We start from the raw sequence: 23,187 nt of genomic DNA, 5'->3' as shown, positions 1-23,187 counted from the left end.
TTGAATATGTCCATCATGTCCGGTCATCTTGATACCGAACGGATGAAACACTTCCTTCATGGATTTTTCGAAACATGTGTCAGCCAGGTGAGATAGATCACGCCGAGGGTAAGCCAACAGAGCCCAATGACGATCGCGGTCGCACTCAGCTGGCTCACCAGATACAGGTTTACGCACATGCCCAGCAGTGGAAACAACAGATAACTCACAAGCCCGAGGCTCTGGCGCCGACGAGCGCGGTAGAAGTAGCAGATGACGCACAGGTTCACTGCGGTGAACCCAAGGAAGGCACCGAAGTTGATGAAGGAGGTCGCCATTTCGAGCGTGAGGTTCAAACCCAGCAGTCCGATTACGGCGGTGAACAGCAGGTTGAACACCGGAGCCTGGGTCTTCGGGCTGCGCGTGCCGAAGAACTTCTTGGGCAGTCGGCCCGGCCCATGAAGTAAAGCAGGCGGCTGGTACTGAGTTGCACGATGAGGCCCGAAGCAAACCCGGAGATGATCAAACCGAGGTTCAGCCAATCCGCAAATATCTGCCCGCCCACTTCGACGGACATGAGATAAGCAGCAATCTGGGCATCTTCGAATACGCCGCCGGGATGGACCAGCTGCATGATGTACGCCACCAACGCAAACAGCAGGCCTGCCGTTGCCATCACCAGCACCACGGCGCGCGGGATGTTGCGCTTCGCGTCGCGCGTTTCCTCGGCCATTGTAGTGACTGCATCGAAACCCAGATAGGAATAGGCCGCCACGGCCGCCGCTGCAGACACACCTAGGAAGGTGCTACTGGGGTTCCAGAGTGGCGCGGTCAGGGCTACCGGAGACTGATGGGCCAGGTGGACAACGCACAGCACCACAAACAGCAACACAAGGGCGATGCCCAACCCTGTCAGCAATTTGTTTGTCCGGTCGGCAAGGCTAAGCCCCAGGACGTTCACCAGCGTGGTCAGGCCAATGTTGACCAACATCCAGCCCCAGAACGGTATGGCAGGGAATTGCACATTGAGAAAAACCGATTGCACCAACCAGGCGACCATGGGCATGAACAGATACCCATGTATGCCGTGCACTGCCGATGGAAGTGAAACGCCGAGAAGTTGGCGATGCGGCTCAAGGCGTTCACCGACAGGTCACCTTCAAGGTGGCTGTCGATGTAGGCAAGCACGGCTTCGAACCGTTTCGCGTAGGCAGGGCAGTGCTGTGAGTCAGTCAACGAGCGGAGTCTCCGGAAGGTGCGGTGAGCGCTAGCATCCGCTGTTCAGGCATTGGGGTGCCTAGCCGTGATTGCTCTGTTGGAAATTGTCGTGACCCTTTACGCGCAGTGAACCCATCATGGGCACTCTCCCCCGGCGTCGTGGTGCCGGGGGCTTCGGTCTGGTGCTTGGGAATATCCTAGAAGCTGTACTTCACATTGACCATCAGGTTACGCGGCGCCCCATAGAAAACCGTGCCGTAGTTGCCAATGCCACTGTAGTAATGCTTGTCGAACAGGTTGTTGACGTTAAGGGTAGCCTTCAGGTTGCGGGTGAAGTCATAGCCACCTACCAGCCCCACCAGCGCGTAGGACTTCTGTTCGAACTTGGCAGCCGGGTCGTCGATCGCGTACCAGTCCTCATCGCTTGGCTTGAAGAAGGTCGAACTCTGCCAATACGCATTACCGCCCACGGTGAACTTGCGCCATTCGCCCTGCAGGCGGTAGTTGGTCGCCAGCTTGAGCAGATGTTGCGGTTGGTTGGTCGCCACGCGCTGGTCATCCGCATCGTGGGATTCGGCGAAGGTGTAGCCCGCCATCACTTGCAGGTCCTTCATCAGTTCGCCGTTCATTTCCAGCTCGACGCCGCGCGTGGTGACGCCTTGCGCTGCCCGGTAGGCGCCGCCGCCACTTGGCGTGGTGCCGCCGGTGAGCACTGCGAAGTTGTCCTGCTTCAGCTCGAACAGGGCCAGGCTGGCATTCAGGCGGTTTTCGAAGTAGGCGCCTTTGATACCGATCTCATAGCTGGCGCCGGTGAGCGGGTCGATGGGCTTGCCGTCCGTACCGAGGCTGTAGGCCTGCGGCTTGAACACGTCGGTGTAACTGGCATACACGGTGTGGTACTGGTCCAGGTCGTAGGTGACGCCGGCGTAAGGCACGATTTCACTGGAGTTGGTGGCGCTGGCCGGGAGGCGGCGACCGATGGCGTTGATCGTGTCGATGTCCCATTTGTAGTCGACGATCCGTGCCCCCAGGATAACTGCCAGCGCGTCGGTGGGTTTGAGAATGGTGGCCGCGAAGCCAACCTTCTGCCGCGCTTCGATATCAAAGGTGGACCACCATTCAAAGTTGGTCGGGGTATCGCCGTAGCCGTCCCACTGGAATACGTCGTCGATGACGCCATTGGTCACGCCATCATCACGCTTGGAGGTGGATTTGGTGTGGGCGATGCTGTAGCCGAACACGGCTTCATGCACGCGTCCGCCCAGCGAGAACGGGCCGCGAGCATACAGGTCCAGGCCTTTTTCCTTGCTGGTGGTGTTGAATTTGCTCGCGGTGCCGTTGTTGTTCACGGCGCCGGTATCGGGGTCGATGTTGCCGCCGATAAAGCCATGGGAAATGCTGCCGTCTGCCTGGATGGCCTCGCTGCTGATGCCCGAGATCAGCTCGCGCGAGCGGTAATCACGGCTGCTGAGCACGCCCTTGAGTACCCAGTCGTTATCGAAGGTATGGGCAAGTTCTGCAAAGGCACGCTGGGTTTCCTGGTTGCGCCAGGTCCAGCGGTCGGCGGCGTTGGTGTCACGGTCGAACTTGACCGTACGGCCATCGAGGAAGAACGCGGGCAGTGCGCCGGTGGTGCTGCCGTTGTCGTAGTTTTTCTGCACGTCGTAGCCAAGCGTGAACAGGGTGCTCTCGCTGAGGTCGGCTTCCAGCACGCCATAGAAGGTGTTCTGCTCGCCGGTCAGGTACTCGACGTAACTGTGCTGGGATTGGGTGCCAGCCACCATGCGGCCACGGACATTACCGCTGTCGGTCAACGGGCCGGCAAGGTCGAAGTCGGCCTGGTATTTGTCCCAGGACCCGGCGCCTGCGCCGATATGGCCTTGTAGTTCGGCAGTGGGGCGCTTGCGCACCAGGTTGATGACCCCCGAAGGGTTGCCGGCGCCGTTGACCAGGCCGGTTGCGCCCTTGAGCACTTCGACCCGGTCATAGACCAGGCTGTTGCCGATGCTGTAGTTGTCGCGCAATGAGCCGCCGTCGGAGGACAGGCTGGGCACGCCATCGAACTGGTAGTTATCCAGCTTGAAACCGCGCGAATAGAAGGTAAAGGCTTCGGAGCTTTCCTGGTTGACCGTGACACCGGGCGTTTGCTTCAGGACTTCGGAAACACTTTGCAGGTTCTGGTCGTCCATCTGCTGGCGGGTGACCACGCTGATCGACTGCGGGGTTTTGCGCAGGCTCAGGTTCAGGCGTGTGGCGGCGGCAGTTTCGCCGGTGGTGTAAGAGCCGCTTCCCTCGGTGGTCAGGCCCAAACCTTCACCCGTGATGCTGGTTGCGCCCAGTTGCAGCGCCGAACCTGCATCAACCTGGCTCACCAGCACATAGTTGTTGCCCACCAGCAAAGCCTGTAGCCCGGTGCCGGCCAGCAGTTGGGCAAACCCCTGTTCGATACTGTAGCCACCGCGCAGCCCGCTGCTCTGCCGTCCCTGGGTCAGCGCCGCATCGAACGACAGCAGCACCCCGGCCTCGCGGGCGAAGCGGTTCAGGGTCGTCATCAACGGCCCTGGGGCGATATCGTAGACGCGGCTGGCCTGTTCGGCGTGGGCCTGGGCGCCCGTCGACAGCAGCGGGGCCAGCAGCCCGGCATGCACTGCGATGGCGCTGCCAAGCAGCAGGGAGGTGAGGTGTTTTCGGCGTGGGTATGGGCAGCTTGTTGTTCTAGGCATGACAGCTCCTTCAAATGCCTGTTTGGGCGGTTTGCAGGAGAGCTCGAACGAGAGAGGCCAATCCGACAATGCGGTTGAGAAATATTTTCACCTGACATCACGACGTGGCAGGCATCAGCCTGACCCAGTAGCGAGTCCAGGTGCTGACTTTCAGCTGCAGCGCCTCGGCAATCGCCACCAGGGCGCGGTCGGTGTCGTCCAGTGGATACACCCCAGCCAGACGCAGCCCGGCCACGTCGTCACTGCAACTCAGCACGCCGGGGCGGTAGCGCTGCAGTTCGGCCAGGGCGCGGCGCAGCGGCCAGCCGTCGAGCACCAGTTGGCCATCGCGCCATGCCGTGCGAGCCATTTCGGCTGGGCGTGGCTCTGGCAGCAGCCCGTTGTCGAAGGCCAGGGCCATGCCTGCTTCAACCCGCACCTCATGGGCGCTCGCGGCGTTGTGCACCGCAACGGCGTGTTCGATAACGGACAGCTCGGTGCAGTCGGCATGCAGGCGCACGGTGAAATCAGTGCCCAGGGCGCGCATGTCGCCATGTACCGTGCGCACCCGCAGCGGGCGAGAGTCAGCGGCGGTGTGTACGGCGATTTCGCCTTCGACCAGGACGATCAGGCGCTGCTCTGCGCTGTACCGGATATCGACCACAGAGGCTGTATTGAGCGTCAGCCGCGTGCCATCCTGCAGGGTCAGGCTGCGGCGTTCGCCGGTCGCGGTACGCACATCGGCCAACCAGATGGGGGCGTTGCGATAGCCTGTCCAGGCTACCCCGGCCAGCCCCACACCGAGCACCAGCGTCTTGAGCACCGTACGCCGTCCCGTCCCGATCTGTCCTGCGGCAAGGGTATGCCGTGCCAGCGGGCCATGCACGCCCGCAAGGCCTGCCTGCAATTGCTCCAGGCGCCCCCAGGCCCAACCGTGCAAAGGCGCTTCGTCAAGCCAGGCTTGCCACTGTGCCCGGTTTTCGGCGCAGTCAGGCGCTGCGAGAAAGCGCGCATGCCAGTGTGCCGCTTCGCGCAGGGCCTGGCGCTGGTCGGCGGGGTTCACAGTTGCGCATCAAAAGCGAACAGCAGGCAACGTTCGGTGGCCTTGGCCATGTACTTCGTCACCGAACTGACCGACACACCGAGGCGCTGGGCGACCTCTGGGTAGGTCAGGCCATCGAGTTGCACGTACAGAAAGGTGTCACGCACTTTCTGGCCCAGCCCGTCGAGCATGGCGTTCAGTTGCATCAGGGTTTCCAGCATCAGCAGGCGTTGTTCGGGCGAGCACTCTTCGAGTACCGGCTGGCTGGCGAGGAACTCCAGGTAGGCCTGCTCAAGGTTGCGTCGGCGCAGCTGGTCGATCATCACTCGCCGCGCCACGGTGGCCAGAAAGCTGCGAGGCTCTGCCAATGGCTGGCGTAGCGCGCTGCTGATCAGGCGCAGAAAGGTGTCCTGGGTAATATCGGCCGCCCGGTCTGCATTACCCAGGCGCCTGCGAATCCAGCCTTGCAGCCATTGGCTGTGGTCGCGGTACAGGGCGTGCATCTCATCATGCCGGGCTGATGCGGGCGGCTGGGGGTAGGGCACCTGGATCTTCCTGATTATAAAGTGCGGATAAGAATTGATCGCAATTATAGGGGTATCAGGATGCTTTGCAATCTCAGTCAGTTTGAGGCACTGCGCTGCAGGGCTCGTACCACGAGGCAGCAGAATCGAGGTGAAGGTGTTTCTGCTGCTTGGGCAGGACAGGCGTATCAAGCGTGCCCAGCGCTATCGATATCCAGTCGGCAAACTCACCTTGGGTGCGTGACCAGAACAGGGTCGAGCCGCACTCCACGCAAAACTCCCGCGCTACCAGCGGCGAGGACGCATAGGCCTTGATACTGGTGGCGCCGCGAAGGATGCGCAGCATGCTGCGAGGAACACTGCCGTAAGAAGCGAATGCTGCCCCGTGCCCTTTGCGGCACTGGCTGCAATGGCAGTGGCTCACGGCCTTTGGCGGGGTAAGCAGCAGGTAACTGACCGCTGCGCACAAGCAGCTTCCTTGGTATGCCTCTTTCACTGGCGCTTCCGTGCAGGTGTAAAACGCCAGCGTAACCGCCTCGGCCTGATCAGTCGACCGTTGCAAGCCTGCACGCCTGCTTCGGCGTCAGCACGGTATCGATTACGAGCATGCAAAAATATTTTTGCGCCAGTGCATCCAGAAGGGCTCTCGATGGGTAGTTCTTATCAGGCAGTCGGTGATTGCCTGACCCATGACCCCACGGAGTTCGCCCCATGATCATCAAGCCCGCTTTCTCCCTGCTCGCCGCCTGCCTTGTACTTGCGTCTGCACCCGCCCATGCCCAGTCGGGCGTCCCGGACGCCGTCAAGGTACCCGACGGCCACGCCATCATGCTGGAAACCGTCGGTGTCGGTGAGATCACCTACGAATGCCGCGACAAGGCCAATGCGCCAGGCCAGACGGAGTGGTTTTTCGTCGGGCCCAAGGCGGTGCTCAATGATCGCAGCGGCAAACCTGATAGGTGACTATTTTGGTCCTCCGGCCACCTGGCAGGCCAAGGACGGTTCGAAAGTGACCGGCACCCAGCTTGCCGTCGCCCCGGCGGCCAAAGGCGATATCCCGTATCAACTGGTCAAGGCCAACCCTGCCGAGGGCAAGGGCGCGATGCAAGGGGTCAGCTACATCCAGCGCCTGGCGACGCGCGGTGGCGTAGCGCCTGCCATGGACTGCACGGCGCAGAGCAAAGGCGCGCAACAAGTAGTCAAGTACCAGGCGGACTACGTGTTCTGGTCGGCCAAGTGACGAGGGCTTGAGCGGCAGGCCAGCGATTGATCATCTACGCTGCTGGACGTGCCCCAGGCCGGTAAGGCAGGGCACCGTCCAGGTTTCATGATGAAGGAACGACCCCATTTTGAATTCGCCCGTTGTTCCATTTGATTTCGAGGGCTGTCTTGCCGCTTGTGCCCAAGGAGACCGCCGTGCCTTGCAGGCGCTCTATGAGCATGAGGGGGCGCGTTTGCTGGGCGTCGCACGGCGCATCGCGCGCGATCAGGCGAGCGCGGAGGATATCGTTCACGATGCCTTTGTGCGTATCTGGACACGTGCTGCCAGCTATGACCCGTCGCGCGGTTCAGCCCGGGGCTGGGTCTACAGCATTACCCGTCACCTGGCACTGAACTTCGTGCGTGACGGCCGCTGGGAAACCGACCTGGACGAGACTGGCATGATCGCGGCTGTAACCCTGGCCCCGGAGCTGGACGACCTGCAATTGTGGTCAGGCTCGGCGAAAATCTATCGCTGCCTTGAGCAACTGCAACCCGCCCCCCAGCGTTGCATCCTGCACGCGTATGTGGACGGTTGCAGCAATGCCGAAATCGCAGCGCTGCTGGGTGCGCCGCTAGGCACCGTGAAGGCATGGATCAAGCGAAGCCTGAAGGCCCTGCGGGAGTGCATGACATGAAGCGTACCCCAGGTGATGACAGCGCCGAGGACCTGGACGACCTGGCAGCCGAGTACGTGCTGGGTACCTTGAGTGGCGAGCAGCGTGCTGCCATGCAGGACCGGTTGAAAACGGAGCCGGCCGTACGCGCCGCAGTGGATGCCTGGGAGGCCCGCCTGCTCGAACTGACCACGCAGGCTGAACCCATCACGCCAAGCCACCGCTTGTGGGGCCGGATCGAGCGCAGCCTTGAAGAGGCTCAACCGTCCGGGCAACCACGCGCTGGCTGGTGGCAGCGGCTTGGACTCTGGCAGGGCTTGAGCGCTGCGGGGTTGGCCGCGAGCTTGCTTCTGGCCTTGGCGCTGCTGACCAAGACACCGCCTGTGACCACCTACATGGTGGTGCTGGTAGCGCCGTCGGGGCAGGCCCCGGGGTGGGTAGTGCAAGCCAACGATGCGAGCATGATCGAACTGATCCCGCTTGGCGTGGACGATGTTCCCGAAGGCATGACCCTGCAGTTCTGGACCAAGGGCGAGCAGTGGCGCGCACCTGTTTCGCTGGGGTTGGTCAAACCGGGCGAACAGTACCGCGTGCCGCTGACGCGCTTGCCTGCGCTTGAGCCGAATCAGCTGTTCGAGCTGACCCTTGAGAAAGCGGGCGGCTCCCCGACCGGTGCTCCAACGGGCCCGGTGAAGTTCATTGGGCGCGCGGTGAAAGTTATATGAGCCCCTGAGGTCTCTATCGTACACAAGCGGCTTGACCCTGAAGTGGCTACAACCCTCACGCTGGTAGCCAGTTTCTCTCTACCGGGCATTCATCATGGACAACCGTATTCCTCCGCCGCTGGTCGCTACCCTGTTCGGCCTGTTGGCGTGGTTCGCAGCTCGACACTTGCCGGGAACACTGGAGCTGACTCTCGAATGGCGCATTGGCCTTGCGCTGTTGGTATTGCTGGCAGGCGTAGCGGTTTGCCTGGCCGGCGTGCTTTCCTTCCGTCACGCACGTACCACAGTCAACCCGCTGAAGCCTGAAACGGCTTCGGCCCTGGTCAGCTCGGGCGTTTACAGGTACACACGCAACCCCATGTACTTAGGATTCGCCACAGTGCTGATAGCCTGGTCGATCTTTCTCGCCTGGCCGCCAGCGCTGCTGGGCGTGCTGGGCTTTGTGATCTACATGAACCGCTTCCAGATCGGGCCGGAGGAGCGGGCCCTTGCCAGCCTTTTCGGGAGGGAGTTTGCGCAGTACTGCAAACAGGTCAGGCGTTGGCTGTAGAAACGAAACGTCTACCATCTTGCCAGTGGCCGCTCTCGATCCAATGCCACCTTCCTGAGACGCAGCCAGTGCTCTTCTCCACGGGGATAAATGAGCCCGTTTGATTACGAATTCCTCAAGATGGCCTCAACATGCGACTGACCTACGATGCTCAGCCGTGGCAACCACCTTGCCGCGCTTGAGCACCATCAGCCGTGTCGGCAGGTCGAGAATGACATCGGCCACAGCCCGGCAATCGACCATCACCAGGTCGGCATCATTGCCCACCGCCAAACCGTGGCGTTTCAACCCCATGGCTTTGGCAGGGTTTGTCGTGAGCATCGACAACACGGTGGCCTGATCATCCGCGCCGCCCAAGTGGCAGGCGGGAATGGCCAGTTGCGCAATGTGTAACAGGTCGCCAGTGCCATACGGTGTGAATGCATTGCGGATGTTGTTGGTGGCCAGGCAAACCGTGACACCGCCGTCGCGCAGTGCACGCACCGGTGTCAGGGTGCGTCTGACATTGTGACTGTCACCCCGAGCCCCCAGGTGCAGGTCGGTGGCGGGCAGGCACATCACGCTGATGTCGGCCTCACGTAGCAACGCAATCACCTGTGCCCGTCGCGCTGGCGAGGCGGCGGCCAGGTTGGTCAGATGCCCAACGCAGACGCGCCCGTGGTAGCCTTCGGCAATGGTTCGACGTGCCACGTACTTGATGGTCATGTGCTCGGCGTCATCGGCGAAGTCCTGGTGCAAGTCGATGTCTTTGCCGTAGCGCTTGGCCAAGCCAAAGACGAAATCTATGTGCTCCAGCGGCGACACGTCGTTGTAGGGAATGCCGCCCACCACATCGGCCCCCATCTCCATTGCCTGGGCCATCATGGCCTGCATGCCAGGCAGCTTGAGAATGCCTTCTTGCGGAAACGCCACGACCTGGATGTCGATCACCTCGCGGAATTGCCCGCGCAACTCCAGCACCACTTCGAGCCCGGTGAAGCCTTGGGCGGGTCGAACTCGGCATGGGCACGCACATGCGTGGTACCGGCCTGAACCAGTGCGCGCAGCACCTGGATCGAACGTTCGCGGATATCCTCACGGGTCAGTGTGGGCTTCAGTTCGGCGGTGACAGCGATCGCTTCCTTCAAGGTGCCGGAACGGTTGGCCTTGCGCTGCATCACGTTGGCTTTTTCCAGGTGCAGGTGGCCTTCGACAAACCCAGCCACAAGCACTTTGCCGTGCGGTGTGTGTCGACATGGTGCACGTCCTTAGCAGAGTGGTTCTGATGCAGCAGAAAACTCAGCGCCCCGTGCAGTTTGAGATTACAGAGCAAGCTCGGCTGGCCCTACAGGCCTGGATACATCAAGCCCATCTGCACAGCGAGGATTGTCTTTTCCCAAGCCGGCTACACGCCTCAGAGCACCTATCCTCCCGGCAGTATGAATCGCCCTTGGTTTGGTAGACACCCCGAACGACTGCAAAGGGTCGAAAGCGGTCATTCCCGGTCGACGGTTTGCGACCTAGTGCTGGCGGTGGTCAGTGTTGAGTCAGTCAGTCGTTCACCTCGACATTTGCGGCGCTTGTGAGTTCGAGCGCCGCCCGCGCGGCGCATCGCGAGCTCTGCTCGCTCCTACGTTTGTTTTTGGCCAGTAACGCCTGTGACACGCGCGCGCGACCGCCGGGTTTGTACGACGCACCATCGCGTCATGCGCCAAGTCGTTCGCGCGCCAATCCCCCAGGCATGATTGGCCCGATATAAACGTAGGAGCGAGCAGAGCTCGCGATGCGCCGCGCGGGCGGCGCTCGATTTCCCAGGCGCTGACGATGTCAGGGCGAACACATCGACACACCGCCCTTACCAATCCGCTTCAAGCAACCGGTAGCGAATGCTTGGCCGACGCCCTACCACACTCGGACGACCCCCGCGCCAACGCAGCGGGCAGTGCCCAGTCAGCCTTGTCCCGTTCCAGCAACAGCCGGAAGTTGGCCGAAATGCTTTCGACCAGCTCGGCATCCCTGACCGGGTCCAGCCCCGGATAAGGCTTGCCCTGATACTCCCCGTCATGGGTCAGCACCGCTTCGACACGTTCGCCGCTGGCCGTGTACAGCGCCTTGATCAACTGGGCCTCGCGATCTTTGCTGGCGTTGCCGTGCAGCGCATAGTGAATGGCCAGCGCCGCCCCAAACGCCAGCGCAGGGGTCTGAATGCCATGCTTGCGGGCCAGGTCGATGCTGCTGAGGATGCGCTCGTTACGCTGCAATTTACGCAGGGGGTCGCGCCCAACCCGCACGCAAGGGTCCTTGAACGAGGTTTTGCACCGTTCGAGAAACGCATTGGCAAAGCTGCTGACAACCTCCGACATCTGCGGGTATTCGGCCATCAACGCTGGCGCCACTTCCTGATGAATCAGGCGCTGCGCCAGCGCACTGACGCGGGCGTCCCCCATGCCCTGGCCGACCCAGGTGTGCCCCAGCAGGCTCGCATACCAGGCGATGATTGCGTGTGGCCCATTCCATAAGCGGTTCTTGATGATCTGGATCTGGGTAATGTCTGCGACCGTTTTTACCTGGCGCAACCGCTCCAGCAAATCACTGCCTCGCTCCACGTACAGCGGCATGTCGGGCTCGCTGTTGAACAGGATCAGGTGCAACTGGCTCATGGCACTGCTGGATTGTGCAAAGGGCCTGAAGTGCCCGATAAGCCGCTCGTATTCCGGGGCTGGCGTGGCGGGTTTGCGGGTGACCGATGGCTCATCTTCCAGGCTGTTCTTGAAGATCTGCGACTTGATGCGTAACTGCCGAACCAGCGCGTCATTGCTGATCTTGGAAACGATGCGGCTGACCACCGTTTCGGCGAAATGGGTCTTTTCCAGCACCTGCTTGCACACCCGTGGCGTGCACAGCAGCGCCAACTGTGCCTGCACCTGGCGCCGGACGAACGCCGCACCGCCGATCTTGTTCAACACGATCAGTACGGTCAGCTCGCGCCCCCTGCGTTCGAAGCGCCGCAGCAAACCCTTGGCAATGACCTTGGCCTGATGCGGGATGGCCTGCTCGGGCAGGCTCATGCCGACGACTTCGGCGGCGTTGTACATCTCGATTACCGCCTCTTCGTCGTCCATGTCGATCATGCGCACATTGTCGATGGTCTGGTCGAACGCGGTGGCGCCGTAGCGCACGCTGTAGCGGCCGAACGCAGCGACCGATTCGCGGAGCATGCGCGAACGGGTCGCGGCAATGATTTCGCAGGGGCGCGTGTAGCCGTCCCAATGGGACAGCACCTGGGTTAGGTAGCCGCCACCGATGGCGCCGAAGCCGTGGATGCCGACGCGGAACTGGTTCAGTGAGGCAGGGAACGCCTCGTCGAGCGCCGGCATGCCCAAGTCGGGCACGCACTCGCTCAAGTCGGCGAGGAAGGCGTGCATGCCACGGTAGGCCATGAGCGCGCCGGCCTTGACCTCGGGCGCGGGCGGCTTGATGTCCTCGATCAGGATTGCCTGGCCCCCTGCGCGGATCGCTGAGAGCAGGCCGTTTTCCGAGTCCTCGACCATGAAGCACTGGCTGGGTTGGCAATTGAGCGCGCGGGCGGCGTGCAGGAAGATTTCTGGGTGGGGTTTGCCTTGGCTGACTTCATCACCGCAAACGGTGATGTCGAAGTACTTGAGCACGTTGGCGTTGATCAGGTACTCCTCGGCGATGGCGCGGCGGCTGGACGTGGCGACCGCCAGGGTCAGGCCAGACTTGCGCAGGCGCTCCAGCACCTCGAGCAGGCCGGCTTTGATCGGCACGCCATGGTTGCGCACGTACGCCAGTTCGAGCTCATCGGCGCGCTGGCGGATCTGCGCATACGGGAAGTCATCGCCGTTGTGAGCCTTGGCGAGGGCCTCGGCCTTTTTCGCGCTCAGGCCCAGCGAGCCGATCAGCGTTTGCTCGCTCAAGGCGGTGCCGAAGATTTCCAGCGAAGCTTGCTTCAGCGTCCTGAAACGCAGGCGCTCGGTGTCGAACATCGTGCCATCCATGTCGAAGATGGCGCTGTGAATTTTCTTGCCCTGAAACATGATCATTGGGTGTTGCCCCTTTTTTTGCGTGAAACATCCCGCCTTCAGCCACTGAATGGCGAGGCCGGTGCGATGACGGCGCGTGGGCGGTCAGGTAGGGGGCATGCGATCGACAGGGGGGCGCTCGGGGTTGACCCAGAGGTAGGGCGGGACGGCGCGGGGTGTGCAGAGGAGGGTGGCAAGCTTCGCGGCCAGGCGGGCGCCTGGTTTGACGTTGACGTCACGCCCACTGGCTGCTGCTTGGCTTGCAGGCAATGGGCGCACGTAGCGATGGATACGTGTGATTCCAAGCATAAGGTGCTTATCTTCCTGTTCTGATGACTGACGTTCCTTTTTTACCCTTGCACGTATGCGCCGCCACATGCAAGGCGCCAGTAACAATCGTGCGGTTACCGCACACAAGCGCCTCAGCGCCACTCAAGCCCGCAGCGGGCACTCCGATACCTGCTCACCCGCCATCGAAATCCCGATGAGAAGGGGTGCCAACAGGACCATGAGGAGTACTGCCCGTATGTTTGCCGACCTGAAGATCCGCACCGGAATGTTCTGGGTGCTGTCGCTGTTCAGCCTGACCTTGCTGTTCTCCACCGTCAGTGCCTGGCGCGCGGCGGTGGGCAGCGATGAGCAGATCAGCGAACTGGACCAGACCGCGCACCAGTCGGACCGGTTGAACAATGCGTTGCTCATGGCGATCCGCGCCAGCGCTAACGTGTCTTCGGGTTTCATCGAGCAACTAGCCGGCCACGACGAGAGTGCGAACAAGCGCATGGCGCTGTCGGTCGAATTGAACGACAAGAGCCAGAAACTGGTCGATGAGTTCGTCGACAACGCTCGCGAGCCGGTGCTGCATACGGCGGCCAAGGAACTGCAGGCCACCTTCGCCGACTACGCCAAGGCGGTGGCGGGGCAGCGTGAGGCCGTGCGGCAGCGCTCGCTGGAGCAGTACTTCCAGGTCAACACCGATGCCGGCAATGCCATGGGCCGCCTGCAGGCGCTGCGTCAGCAACTGGTTGCCACCTTGAGCGAGCGCAGCCAGCAGATCATGCTCGAGTCCGACCGCCGTCTGGAGCGCGCACAACTGCTGAGCCTGGGGCTGCTGGGCGTGACGTTGCTGCTGGCGGCGCTGTGCTGGGCCTTCATCGCGCAGCGTGTGTTGCACCCATTGCGTGAAGCTGGCCAGCACTTTCAGCGCATCGCCGGCGGCGACCTGAGCGTGCCAGTGGTGGTGCAGCGGCGTAACGAAATCGGCCAGCTGTTCCACGAACTGGAGCGCATGCAGCAGAGCCAGCGCGAAACCCTCGGCAAGCTCAGCAGCTGCACACAACAGCTGGCTGACGCGGCGACGGCGCTGAACACCGTTACCGAGGAAAGCGCCAATAACCTGCGCCAGCAGGGCCAGGAGCTGGAGCAGGCTGCCACTGCCGTCACCGAAATGACCACGGCGGTCGAGGAGGTCGCACGTAATGCTGTCTCCACGTCCGAGACCACGCAGGCATCGAATCAGCTGGCCGAAAAAAGCCGCCGGCAAGTCAACGAGAACATCGTTGGTACCGAGGCCATGACCCATGAGATCCAGGCCAGCAGTGGGCACCTGGAGCAGCTGGTGGGGCAGGTACGGGACATCGGCAAGGTGCTGGAAGTGATCCGTTCGGTGTCCGAGCAGACTAACCTGCTGGCGCTCAACGCCGCCATCGAGGCCGCCCGCGCCGGTGAGGCCGGGCGTGGTTTTGCGGTGGTAGCGGACGAGGTGCGTACGCTCGCCTATCGCACACAAGCATCGACCCAGGAAATCGAACAGATGATCGGGCGCGTGCAGCAAGGTACCGAAGCCGCGGTTGCATCAATGCAGGCCAGCACCAGCCGGGCCCAGTCGACCTTGGATGTCACCCTGGCGTCAGGGCAGGTGCTGGAAGGTATCTACAGCGCCATCGGCGAGATCAACGAGCGCAACCTGGTGATCGCCAGTGCGGCGGAGGAGCAGGCCCAGGTGGCGCGGGAAGTGGACCGGAACCTGCTGAACATTCGCGAGTTGTCGAACCAATCGGCGACCGGGGCGCAGCAAACCCGTGCGGCGAGCCAGGCGCTGTCGGGCCTGGTGGGGGAAATGACAGCGCTGGTAGGGCGGTTCAGGGTGTAAGCGCGACGTGCCGAAGTTGCCGAAGGACCACCCAGTCAGCGTCCGGTGAAGGGCGGTTAATTATTGGCTGCCCGACGCCGCAGTAAAGCATCAATAGCTCGGATTGCGAGGGGATACCCGTCAGCGCCCATGCCGCAGATCACTGTATTGACCACGCCAGACATGATCGAGTGGCGGTGCAGTTCGTCCCGTGCATGAATGTTCGACAGGTGCAGTTCGACCAGCGGTGTGTCGAGTAATTTCAGCGCATCCAGTACTGGAATCGAGTGAAACGAAAGGCCAGCCGGGTTGATGATTACTGCAGCGCCTTGCTCGAAGGCTTCCTGAATCCAGTCGACCATGACGCCTTCGTGGTTGGTTTGGCGAAAGTCGCATATCAGGTCAAGTTCCAGCGCCAGGCTTTCACTGCGTTGGCGGATTTGCTCAAGCGTGGTGTGCCCGTAGATGTGCGGCTCACGGCGACCCAGCAGGTTCAAGTTAGGGCCGTTAAGGATGAAAACGGTGCGATTCATGATTGTCCTGCTGCGTTATTTGGAAAGAAGGGTGGTAGCGCGGGCGTCGACGGTGTCGTCTTCGGCGACGGCGTTCAGGTCGATGCCGCGGGTTTCCCGGCCGGTGATGATCATCGCCAGCGAGATCAGGTTGATCACCGCGCACAATGTCACCAGCGGCCAAGGCGAGTTGTTCGACTGGCTCATCAGCCACACGGCGATCATCGGCATTGGGCCACCGATTACCAGATTGGCGCCTGTGTAGGCCAGTGCCGAGCCCGAGTAGCGGACCTGGGTAGGAAACGCTTCGGCGAAGGCCACAGGTTGGATGCCGCTTTGGAACTGGGTGAAGCCCAGGAACAGCCCCATGATTGCCATGATGGCGGGCACGTTCAGGGTGTTGAGGATTGGGAAATAGACGAACAAAATCAGCAACGTCATGCACGAGCCCAATGCCAGCGCCTTTTTACGCCCCCAACGATCGGACAGATAACCACCGGCAAGCGCACCGAAAATCGCGCACAGGTTAGCCACCATCAGCGACATGAAGCCTGTCGATTGGCTAAAGCCGAGGTGCTTGGTCAGGTAGCTGAGGGAGAAAATCACGATCAAGTAGAACAGCGCAGCGGGCGAGCAGAAGAACAGCATCAGTCGCAGGATGGTTTTGTAATGGCTGCTCACGGCTGATGTGAGCGGGCTCTTTTCCTGTTTGAGCGGGGCCTTCTTCAAGGCCACGAAGGCCGGGGTTTCATCGACTTTCAGGCGAATGAATATCGCGACGATAACCAGTACGAAGCTCATCAGGAACGGGATTCGCCAGCCGAAGCTTTCGAATTGCTCGCTTGAAAGCGTTGCTGCCAGGCCCATCAATACGCCGTTGGCCAAAATCTGGCTAAGGGGCGAGCACAGGCCGAGCATGCCGGAATAGCGCCCGCGACGATCGGGGGAGGCGTGCTCCAGCGCCATCAGTTGCGCGCCAGTGGACTCGCCACCCAGTGCGAAGCCTTGAATGATGCGCAGCAGCACCAGCAGGATCGGCGCCCAAATACCCACCTGGCCGTAGGTGGGCAACAACCCCATCAGTACCGAAGCCAGGCCCATCATGGTTACGGTGGCCAGCATCAAGTTGCGGCGGCCGAGTTTGTCACCGAGGTAGCCACAGGTAATGGCGCCCAAGGGCCGCGCGGCCAGGCCGACACCGAACGTTGCCAGCGAAGCGAGCAGGCCTGCGGTGGGTTCCATCGCCGGGAAAAACAACTTGGGCAAAATGGTCGCGGACATCGCGCCATACAACGTGAAGTCGAACCATTCCAGGGCTGTGCCAATGGTCGCGGCGGTCACCGCTTTGCGAGGCATGCGCGAATCATGAGGCGCGTCACTGATTGTGCTCATAAGGGGCTCGTCATTGTTTTTATGGTGTCGGAATACCCATACGATTCCGCTCGGGCTATGCAGTGGAAAGGAATCGTCGAAGTGAATAGACGTTAGCGCATCCTGCTTGCAGAATAATTATCGAAATCACGATAAATAGATAAGCCAGCCTTATGGTTTAATACCAGTCAGTTAAGCGTCATCGGCTGTAATTGGGGCTGCTGTGCAGCCCATCGCAGCGGTTCGGCGCCCCGACAAGCCAGCTCCTACAGGTGAGCGAAATTCACAAGAAATACGCTATTCCTGTAGGAGCTGGCTTGCCTGCGAAGGGCCGCGCAGCGGCCCCCTTGGCCCTAACTGACTGGCATTAGCCTTATGGGTAGCGATTATGGAACTGCGTCACCTGAGAGCGTTTGTGGTCGCCGCTGACCTGCAGCATTTCAGCCGGGCGGCAGAGCAACTGGGCATTGCACAACCGGCACTGAGCCAATTGATGCGAACGCTTGAGTCTGAGCTGGGGCTGACACTGTTCCGGCGGGAGAACCGCGGCGTGGCGTTGACCGCTGCCGGCGAGGCGTTCCTGCCTCACGCGCGGCAGTCCATCGAGGCCAGCGAACGGGCAATGGCCGCGGCCCGGCGTGCCAAGCGGGGGGAGGTGGGCGAAATCAACATCGGTTACCACTCGGCATTGTTCGAAGCCAATTTGCCGCAATTGCTCCGGCATTACTTCAGCACGTTCCCCGAGGTCAAGGTGTCGCTGGTCGACGCCGGGATTCGCGCGCAGTTCGACATGTTGCTCGACCACAAACTCGACCTGGCCTTCGCCCGGGTGTTCAAGGACCACCTGCCGGACCGTCTGCGCACCCACCCATTCAGCCAGTCCAGGCTCGTCCTGCTCATCCCGGACAACCATGAATTGGCCGACCACTTCAGCGGGGACCTGTCGACCCTGCGCCACGAAAAGTTCGTGTTTCTCCAGGACAGCACCGGCATCGGCCTGACCTCCCACACCCTCCAGGCGTGCCGGCAGCACCAGTTGCACCCGCAGAACATCATGTATGTGCCGTCGCTGATGAGTATTCCCGGGCTGGTGGCCGCCGGCATCGGCCTGAGCATCGTGCCGGAAACCATGACCCGGCTGACCATGCCGGGCATCCGCATCGTGCCGCTTGCTCAAGCGGAAATGGTCAGTGAACTTTCGCTGATTTCACGGATTGACGAGCGTTCTCGTGCAGTGCTGCACTTTATCGAAGAGGCTCATGGGTGGGGGCTCGGTGGCCTGGCACCGGGCGGGCATGGCACGGCCTACTTCAGCGGGACGTAGATATCCGTTTGCCATTGCTCCAAGGGCGTTTCCGGGTACGCGCTCAGGTAATGGAAGAACAGCGGATGGTCGCGCAGCTCTTCGTTGCTCGACGGCAACCAGTCACGATAAAGCGGGTAGATGGTTTCGCCAATGTAGTCAGGCGAACCGCTATGCCGAATCACTGCACAGCGCCCCGCCGGGATAACCCGTTCGTGCACGCCGAAATCGTTGGGCTGCACAGCCTCGTCTATCTCGCCGCAAACGGCGAAGCGGAAGGCGTGCGCCGGTGTAGTGTCGGGGTTGTCGTAGGGGATGCCGAAGGTGCGGCTGCTGGCCACTGGCGATTGGCCGCTGTGCATCCGCCATTGGCGAAAACGCGCGACGCTTTCGCCGACCAGGGCGGGCGCACCTTGGTGCTCGAGCGCGGCTACACGGGTTTCGGTGAAATCCACGATACGGATCTGCATGGTGATACTCCTGGAACGATGAGGAACAACGAATACCGCACTCCAGGCCTGCCAGTTCGGGGCCTTGGCGAACACGCTCGGCGCCATGCCGAAGGCACGCTTGAAGGCTCTGGAAAAGGCTTCGGGGCTTTCGAAACCAGCGCCGAATGCCGCTTCCAGCACCGACGTTGCGGGCGAGGCGACCAGTTGGTGCGCCGCGCGTCGAAGCCGCATCAGTTGCACATAGCGTGAAACCGGAACACCCATGAACGCCGTGAACTGCCGATGGAAGTGAAACGCCGAGAAGTTGGCGATGCGACTCAGTGCATTCACCGACAGGTCATCTTCGAGATGGTTGTCGATGTAGGCAAGCACGGCTTCGAACCGTTTTGCGTAGGTAGGGCTGTGCTGTGAGTCAGTCAACGAACGGAGCCTCTGGAAGGTGCGGTGAGCGCTAGCATCCTGTGTCCAGGCATCGAGGTGCCTAGCCGTGATTGCTCTTTCGGGGAGTCGTGTTGACCATAGCGTGGATGGCACCGAGTTTGCCGGTGTTTTCGGTCAGATCGCTCCCCCGTCATGAAGTGAAAAACCGCTGTCGTGCGATGAGAAGTGGCCGCAGCCACGGCTGCCTTAGAGTCGGAGCACCACACAACCGTGCCCGGAATCAAGAGCCGCCATGAGCAGATCCACGCAAACGAACGAGACCGTCACCCCCAGCCAGCCCCTGGCAGGCAACCCCCTGGTCAGCATGCGCCCAGCCGACCTGGCCAGTTCAGCCGGCTACCTGCTCAAGGCCGTAGGCACCTCGCCGCTCAAGGCGGGTGCCCATGTGGGGGGCTACCTGAAGGCGCTGCGCGGCATCGTCGCAGGCAACACCAGCATTGCGCCAGACCCGAAGGACAAGCGCTTCGCCGACCCGGCCTGGCAATCCAACGCCTTCCTGCGCGCACTGTTGCAGAGTTACCTGGCTGGCCAGGCAGAGCTGACCCGCTTCATCGAGGCCACCGAGCTGGCCCCGCTGGAAAAAAGCCGCGCCCGCTTTGTCGCAGCACAGCTGGCCGATGCCTTGGCACCGAGCAACTCCCCGCTGACCAATCCCGCGGCGCTGCGCAAACTGGTGGACACAGGCGGCATGAGCATGGCCAGGGGCATCCGCCACTTCGGCCAGGACATGCTGAATAACCGCGGCCTCCCGAGGCAGGTCGACAGTACGCCCTTCACGGTCGGTGAAAACATCGCCACGGCCAAGGGCGAGGTGGTGTTTCGCTGCGAAATGTTCGAGCTGCTGCAGTTCGCGCCCACCACCGAAAAGGTCTTTGCCCGGCCCTTGGTCATGTCGCCGCCGCAGATCAACAAGTACTACGCCATCGACCTGTCGCCGGAAAAAAGCCTGGTCAAGTGGATACAGGACAGCGGCGTGAGCCTGTTCGTCATCAGTTGGCGCAACCCCACCCGCGAGCACTGCGACTGGGGCTTGTCCGATTACGCGCTGTGCCTCGATCAGGCGGTGGACGTCGCGCGTCGAATTACCCGTAGCCCGGATGTGAACATGTGGGGCTCCTGCTCGGGCGGCATCACCCTGGCAGCCTACCTGGGCTGGCTGGCGGCCCGTGGCGAGGGCCACAAAGTGGCCAATACCACCTGGGCCGTGTGCGTGCTCGACACGGCGTCGGCGCTTAACGACACCACCTTGGGGCTGTTCACCACGCCGTCCGCCCTGCGCGCGGCCAAGGCCAGCTCCCGGCGCAAGGGTGTGCTCAGTGGCCAGGACATGGGCCGCATGTTCGCCTGGATGCGCCCGAACGATCTGATCTGGAACTACTGGGTCAACAACTACCTGCTGGGCAACCCACCGCCGGCATTTGACATTCTCGCCTGGAACGACGACACCACGCGGCTCCCCGCTCAGCTGCACGCGGACTACCTAGACCTCATCCAGCAAAACCCCTACAGCAACCCCGGCGCCCTGGAGATTGCTGGCGAGTTGATCGACATGACCCAGGTAACGGTGGGCGCCTATGTGGTGGGCGGCACTACCGACCACATCACCCCCTGGCAAGGCTGCTACGGCACCGCCCGGCTGTTTGGCGAGGACACGACCTACGTGCTGTCCAATGCCGGCCACTTGCAAAGCCTGGTAAACCCACCCGGCAACCCCAAGTCGTTCTACTACGCGGCGCCCGCCGCCGCCGAGGCGCCGGAAACCTGGCTGCAGAACGCCGGGGAGCGCCAGCAAGGCAGTTGGTGGCCGCATTGGCGCGAATGGATTGGGCAGCGTTCCGGCGAAAGCCTGGCGCCGCCGAAGAAGCTGGGCTCGCGCAAGTACCGGCCGCTTTGCCCTGCGCCGGGTACTTATGTCATGGAGCGTTGAGCCTGCCATTTCTTCCTGACGCTGACCCGATGCCAGCCGTCGGCTTCAGCGTCTTGCGCAAGTCGGGTGTATAGTGCTGCCCGTTTTCGGCGTGCATTCATGGAGGAACAATTGCGAATCTACATTACGGGTGCTTCATGTGCCGGTGTGACCACCTTGGGTCAAAACCTCGCGACCGTGCTTGGCGCGCGGCATGTCGATGTCGACGATGCTTACTGGATGCCCACCGACCCACCTTTCACGACCAAGCGGCCTGTCCCTGACCGCGTGAAAGTGATCCAGCAGCAGCTCGGTGACCAAGATTGGGTATTGACCGGTTCCTGCATGGTGTGGGGCGATGCCTTGCTTACGCACGTCGACCTGATCGTGTTCGTCGTCACCCCCACGCCCATTCGCCTTGAGCGGCTGGCCGCGCGTGAAAAAGAGCGCTATGGCGATCGGATTGCACCGGGTGGTGACATGCACGGAATCCACGCGGCCTTCCGCGAATGGGCCTCGCAGTATGACGACCCTAACTTCTCGGGGCGCAACCGAGCGTGGCACGAGGCGTGGTTGGCAGAGCAAACGTCTGCAGTGTTGCGGGTTGACGGTATTAACAGTACGCAGGAGATGGTTGCCGAGGTGATGCAAAAGTTGTCGCAAACAGCTCACTGACGCCATGCTGTTTGGAAGGTGAACGCTTCTGGCCCAACTCCTAATATCTGACGCAATTCCCTGTGGGAGCGGGCTTGCCCCGCGAACACGGGCGAAGCCCGTGCCATCCACCGCGGCGCCCACTTCGCGGGCATTCATCGACTGGATCGAGAGGCAGCTGGCGGCAAAAGCAGATTGAACCAGGCTCCGAAATCAGCTGCCGTGAAACCTGAGCCTTTCGCTTGCTGGAAGTCGATACCGAGCCTGCAACCCTGCTGCGTGATGCCTTGGCCCACCGCGAATTGCGCAGTGCTGCAGGTGGAACTCCCCCCAAGCGTGGTGGAGGGCCGCAAGTGGCCTACCTGTTGCAGCGCCTGGACGCCGAGCCCGTCTTGCAAGCCGACTGGCTACAGGAGATCAGCGGGTGGTGCGATCGCCAGTATCGGATTATCGACCCGGCCACCTCGCCAACCGCCCGCGCCGTGCTGGTGGCAAGGCTTCAGGGCCTGGCGACGACTGGGCTTGTTCGCGCGCAGCAGGTTGCCCGGGTTATTGCCTGAGCCTGCGGGCTCAAACGCCCCCGGCCTGGTGCATGCAGGCGTTCAGGTCTTCGAGGAACGCCCGTAGGATCGGCGGTGGTGACACCCCGCGCCGGGTGATCACGTCGAAGGGCGAGGTGAGGTCCAGGGTGTTCGCGCCCAGCCGGCGCATTTCGCCGGTTTTCACCCACTGCTCGGCGAAGTGCACCGGCAGAAACCCGATATAGGCACCGGAAATGATCAGGATCGCGGCCGCCTCGATGTTCTCCACGGTCGCGGCGGCCTTGGTGATGCCCAGTTGCTCCAGGTCGTATTGCTGCATATAGCCGCGCACCACGATATGGCACTGGCGAACCTCTTCAAGCAACCGGCCGTTCGCCGCCTTGCTGGCGTACAACGGATGGCGGCGGCCGCAGTACAGCCCCAGGGCTTCGTCGTACAGCGGCAGGTACGAAAGCCCCGGCACGCGCAGCGGAAAATGGCCGATGGCCAGGTGCAGCCGGCTGTCCAGCACACGCTCTTCCAGCTCGGCCGGGGCGCCGATGTAGATGTGCAGGTGGGCATCGTGCCCGCGTGAAACAAAGCGCTGGGTGGTGCGCGGCAGAGGCGAGGCGGTGTCGGTCAGGGTGGAGTCAATGATGCCCAGGTTGAGTTTGCCGCTGATGTGCTGCTTGAGCACGTCGGCATCCATGCAAAAGCTTTCCACCGCGCTGAGCAGGCGCAAGGTGGCTTCGTGGATGGCCACGCCCTGTTCGGTCAGGCGAAAGCCACTGCGCCCGCGCTGGCACAGCTTGACCCCAAGGCGGGTTTCCAGGTGCGTCATCTGTTCGCTGATGGTCGATTGGCCGGCGTTGAGGGCGGCCTGCGCCGCAGAAAAGCCACCGCACCTGACGATGGTGGTGAATACCCTGAGGAGCTTCAGATCGACGTCGTGGAGCTGGATCACTGGGGCCTCCTGGCGGTGCGTCACATCGCGCTGGCTGATATGAGCGTCCGGCCATTGTTTTTTTTCAAGCTAACCACGCCCCTGTGATCACTGCAATGCCCGGCACCTGCAAATGACTGCCGGTGCACACCCGGCATTTCGCCTGGCCGCTGGCAGCGGGCGATTACTTCGGGTTGGCCGATGTATGCATCTGCACTTGCGCATTTTTCCCGCGTTGGCCTGCCGCCATAGTGGCTGCAACGGCGGTCGAGCAGTCGCCCCGTCTCCTGACCAAAACAATAAGTGGAGAAACC

At 61.9% G+C, this 23,187-nt stretch carries 22 protein-coding genes and 3 pseudogenes; 10 read left to right on the top strand and 15 right to left on the bottom strand.

What is annotated here, in order from left to right; translation table 11 throughout:
• Positions 1 to 56 precede the first annotated feature (56 nt).
• The 7 genes and pseudogenes from ACMCNM_RS20070 to ACMCNM_RS20040 all read right to left on the bottom strand — a co-directional run bounded on the left by ACMCNM_RS20070 (position 57) and on the right by ACMCNM_RS20040 (position 5,961).
• Complete coding sequence (locus ACMCNM_RS20070) at positions 57 to 377, bottom strand: hypothetical protein (protein ID WP_412765252.1); 321 nt, start codon at positions 375 to 377, stop codon at positions 57 to 59.
• On the bottom strand, positions 350 to 1,045 hold the full coding sequence (locus ACMCNM_RS20065) for an APC family permease (RefSeq protein ID WP_412765251.1): 696 nt from the start codon (positions 1,043 to 1,045) through the stop codon (positions 350 to 352). The genes ACMCNM_RS20070 and ACMCNM_RS20065 overlap by 28 nt, the downstream gene beginning before the upstream one ends.
• Positions 1,046 to 1,050: 5 nt before the next feature.
• Positions 1,051 to 1,215 (bottom strand): annotated as a pseudogene (locus ACMCNM_RS20060) (AraC family transcriptional regulator); the annotation flags it as partial.
• 179 nt (positions 1,216 to 1,394) lie between these two features.
• On the bottom strand, positions 1,395 to 3,920 hold the full coding sequence (locus tag ACMCNM_RS20055) for a TonB-dependent siderophore receptor (protein ID WP_027596312.1): 2,526 nt from the start codon (positions 3,918 to 3,920) through the stop codon (positions 1,395 to 1,397).
• Positions 3,921 to 4,017: 97 nt separating this feature from the next.
• Positions 4,018 to 4,962, bottom strand: a complete 945-nt coding sequence (locus tag ACMCNM_RS20050) for a FecR domain-containing protein (RefSeq protein ID WP_412765250.1) — start codon at positions 4,960 to 4,962, stop codon at positions 4,018 to 4,020.
• The gene (locus ACMCNM_RS20045; protein WP_033694335.1) at positions 4,959 to 5,444 is read right to left on the bottom strand and encodes a sigma-70 family RNA polymerase sigma factor; all 486 of its coding nucleotides are present in this window, start codon (positions 5,442 to 5,444) and stop codon (positions 4,959 to 4,961) included. The genes ACMCNM_RS20050 and ACMCNM_RS20045 overlap by 4 nt, the downstream gene beginning before the upstream one ends.
• Positions 5,445 to 5,559: 115 nt before the next feature.
• Entirely contained in the window at positions 5,560 to 5,961 is a 402-nt protein-coding gene (locus ACMCNM_RS20040) for a GFA family protein (RefSeq protein ID WP_412765249.1), read from the bottom strand.
• 215 nt (positions 5,962 to 6,176) lie between these two features.
• On the opposite strand from ACMCNM_RS20040, the pseudogene ACMCNM_RS20035 reads away from it, so the two are divergent.
• From ACMCNM_RS20035 to ACMCNM_RS20020, 4 genes and pseudogenes are all read left to right on the top strand, one after another.
• Positions 6,177 to 6,705 (top strand): annotated as a pseudogene (locus tag ACMCNM_RS20035) (DUF3455 domain-containing protein).
• Positions 6,706 to 6,814: 109 nt separating this feature from the next.
• Positions 6,815 to 7,363, top strand: coding sequence for a sigma-70 family RNA polymerase sigma factor (locus tag ACMCNM_RS20030; protein ID WP_027596316.1), 549 nt, complete (start codon positions 6,815 to 6,817; stop codon positions 7,361 to 7,363).
• Positions 7,360 to 8,067 carry an anti-sigma factor domain-containing protein gene (locus tag ACMCNM_RS20025; RefSeq protein WP_027596317.1) on the top strand — a complete coding sequence of 236 codons (708 nt, stop codon included), beginning with the start codon at positions 7,360 to 7,362 and terminating at the stop codon, positions 8,065 to 8,067. The genes ACMCNM_RS20030 and ACMCNM_RS20025 overlap by 4 nt, the downstream gene beginning before the upstream one ends.
• 94 nt (positions 8,068 to 8,161) lie before the next feature.
• Positions 8,162 to 8,617, top strand: a complete 456-nt coding sequence (locus ACMCNM_RS20020; protein ID WP_027596318.1) for a methyltransferase family protein — start codon at positions 8,162 to 8,164, stop codon at positions 8,615 to 8,617.
• Positions 8,618 to 8,743: 126 nt separating this feature from the next.
• Here ACMCNM_RS20020 and ACMCNM_RS20015 read toward each other — a convergent pair whose 3' ends face one another.
• Positions 8,744 to 9,577, bottom strand: coding sequence for an amidohydrolase family protein (locus ACMCNM_RS20015; RefSeq protein WP_412765248.1), 834 nt, complete (start codon positions 9,575 to 9,577; stop codon positions 8,744 to 8,746).
• Positions 9,544 to 9,822: a hypothetical protein gene (locus ACMCNM_RS20010; RefSeq protein WP_412765247.1), complete on the bottom strand. Its 279-nt coding sequence runs from the start codon at positions 9,820 to 9,822 to the stop codon at positions 9,544 to 9,546. Before ACMCNM_RS20010 ends, ACMCNM_RS20015 begins: the two co-directional genes overlap by 34 nt.
• Before the next feature lie 38 nt (positions 9,823 to 9,860).
• Here ACMCNM_RS20010 and ACMCNM_RS20005 point away from each other — a divergent pair.
• Positions 9,861 to 10,037, top strand: a pseudogene (locus tag ACMCNM_RS20005) (integrase); the annotation flags it as partial.
• A 427-nt stretch (positions 10,038 to 10,464) separates the two neighbouring features.
• Here ACMCNM_RS20005 and mtlD read toward each other — a convergent pair.
• A complete protein-coding gene (mtlD, locus tag ACMCNM_RS20000; protein ID WP_412765246.1) occupies positions 10,465 to 12,660 on the bottom strand; it encodes a bifunctional mannitol-1-phosphate dehydrogenase/phosphatase in 2,196 nt (731 codons plus the stop codon).
• A gap of 84 nt (positions 12,661 to 12,744) precedes the next feature.
• Positions 12,745 to 12,948, bottom strand: coding sequence for a hypothetical protein (locus tag ACMCNM_RS19995; protein WP_217835009.1), 204 nt, complete (start codon positions 12,946 to 12,948; stop codon positions 12,745 to 12,747).
• A 217-nt stretch (positions 12,949 to 13,165) separates the two neighbouring features.
• Here ACMCNM_RS19995 and ACMCNM_RS19990 point away from each other — a divergent pair, with 217 nt between their 5' ends.
• Positions 13,166 to 14,791, top strand: coding sequence for a methyl-accepting chemotaxis protein (locus tag ACMCNM_RS19990; protein ID WP_412765245.1), 1,626 nt, complete (start codon positions 13,166 to 13,168; stop codon positions 14,789 to 14,791).
• Between the two features lie 56 nt (positions 14,792 to 14,847).
• Here ACMCNM_RS19990 and ACMCNM_RS19985 read toward each other — a convergent pair whose 3' ends face one another.
• Positions 14,848 to 15,303 carry a type II 3-dehydroquinate dehydratase gene (locus tag ACMCNM_RS19985; protein WP_186682475.1) on the bottom strand — a complete coding sequence of 152 codons (456 nt, stop codon included), beginning with the start codon at positions 15,301 to 15,303 and terminating at the stop codon, positions 14,848 to 14,850.
• Between the two features lie 15 nt (positions 15,304 to 15,318).
• Positions 15,319 to 16,674, bottom strand: a complete 1,356-nt coding sequence (locus tag ACMCNM_RS19980) for an MFS transporter (protein ID WP_085273201.1) — start codon at positions 16,672 to 16,674, stop codon at positions 15,319 to 15,321.
• 367 nt (positions 16,675 to 17,041) lie between these two features.
• On the opposite strand from ACMCNM_RS19980, the gene ACMCNM_RS19975 reads away from it, so the two are divergent.
• A complete protein-coding gene (locus ACMCNM_RS19975) occupies positions 17,042 to 17,977 on the top strand; it encodes a LysR family transcriptional regulator (protein ID WP_412765244.1) in 936 nt (311 codons plus the stop codon).
• On the opposite strand, the gene ACMCNM_RS19970 is transcribed toward ACMCNM_RS19975, so the two are convergent.
• The gene (locus ACMCNM_RS19970) at positions 17,959 to 18,828 is read right to left on the bottom strand and encodes an AraC family transcriptional regulator (protein WP_412765243.1); all 870 of its coding nucleotides are present in this window, start codon (positions 18,826 to 18,828) and stop codon (positions 17,959 to 17,961) included. The two genes, ACMCNM_RS19975 and ACMCNM_RS19970, sit on opposite strands and share 19 nt — an antisense overlap.
• A gap of 253 nt (positions 18,829 to 19,081) precedes the next feature.
• On the opposite strand from ACMCNM_RS19970, the gene ACMCNM_RS19965 reads away from it, so the two are divergent.
• The 3 genes from ACMCNM_RS19965 to ACMCNM_RS19955 all read left to right on the top strand — a co-directional run bounded on the left by ACMCNM_RS19965 (position 19,082) and on the right by ACMCNM_RS19955 (position 21,969).
• Entirely contained in the window at positions 19,082 to 20,776 is a 1,695-nt protein-coding gene (locus ACMCNM_RS19965) for an alpha/beta fold hydrolase (protein ID WP_412765242.1), read from the top strand.
• Positions 20,777 to 20,887: 111 nt separating this feature from the next.
• Positions 20,888 to 21,430, top strand: coding sequence for an adenylate kinase (locus ACMCNM_RS19960; protein ID WP_412765941.1), 543 nt, complete (start codon positions 20,888 to 20,890; stop codon positions 21,428 to 21,430).
• 221 nt (positions 21,431 to 21,651) lie between these two features.
• The gene (locus ACMCNM_RS19955) at positions 21,652 to 21,969 is read left to right on the top strand and encodes a hypothetical protein (RefSeq protein ID WP_412765241.1); all 318 of its coding nucleotides are present in this window, start codon (positions 21,652 to 21,654) and stop codon (positions 21,967 to 21,969) included.
• 10 nt (positions 21,970 to 21,979) lie between these two features.
• Here the strand turns inward: ACMCNM_RS19955 and ACMCNM_RS19950 are convergent, their stop codons facing one another.
• On the bottom strand, positions 21,980 to 22,894 hold the full coding sequence (locus ACMCNM_RS19950; RefSeq protein ID WP_027596332.1) for a LysR family transcriptional regulator: 915 nt from the start codon (positions 22,892 to 22,894) through the stop codon (positions 21,980 to 21,982).
• Positions 22,895 to 23,187: the final 293 nt, after the last annotated feature.

Origin of the sequence: Pseudomonas sp. NGC7 (assembly GCF_047159675.1) — a bacterium.
In the GTDB taxonomy this organism is placed as follows: Bacteria; Pseudomonadota; Gammaproteobacteria; order Pseudomonadales; family Pseudomonadaceae; genus Aquipseudomonas; species Aquipseudomonas kermanshahensis.
This window is presented reverse-complemented; position numbering and strand designations above follow the sequence as displayed.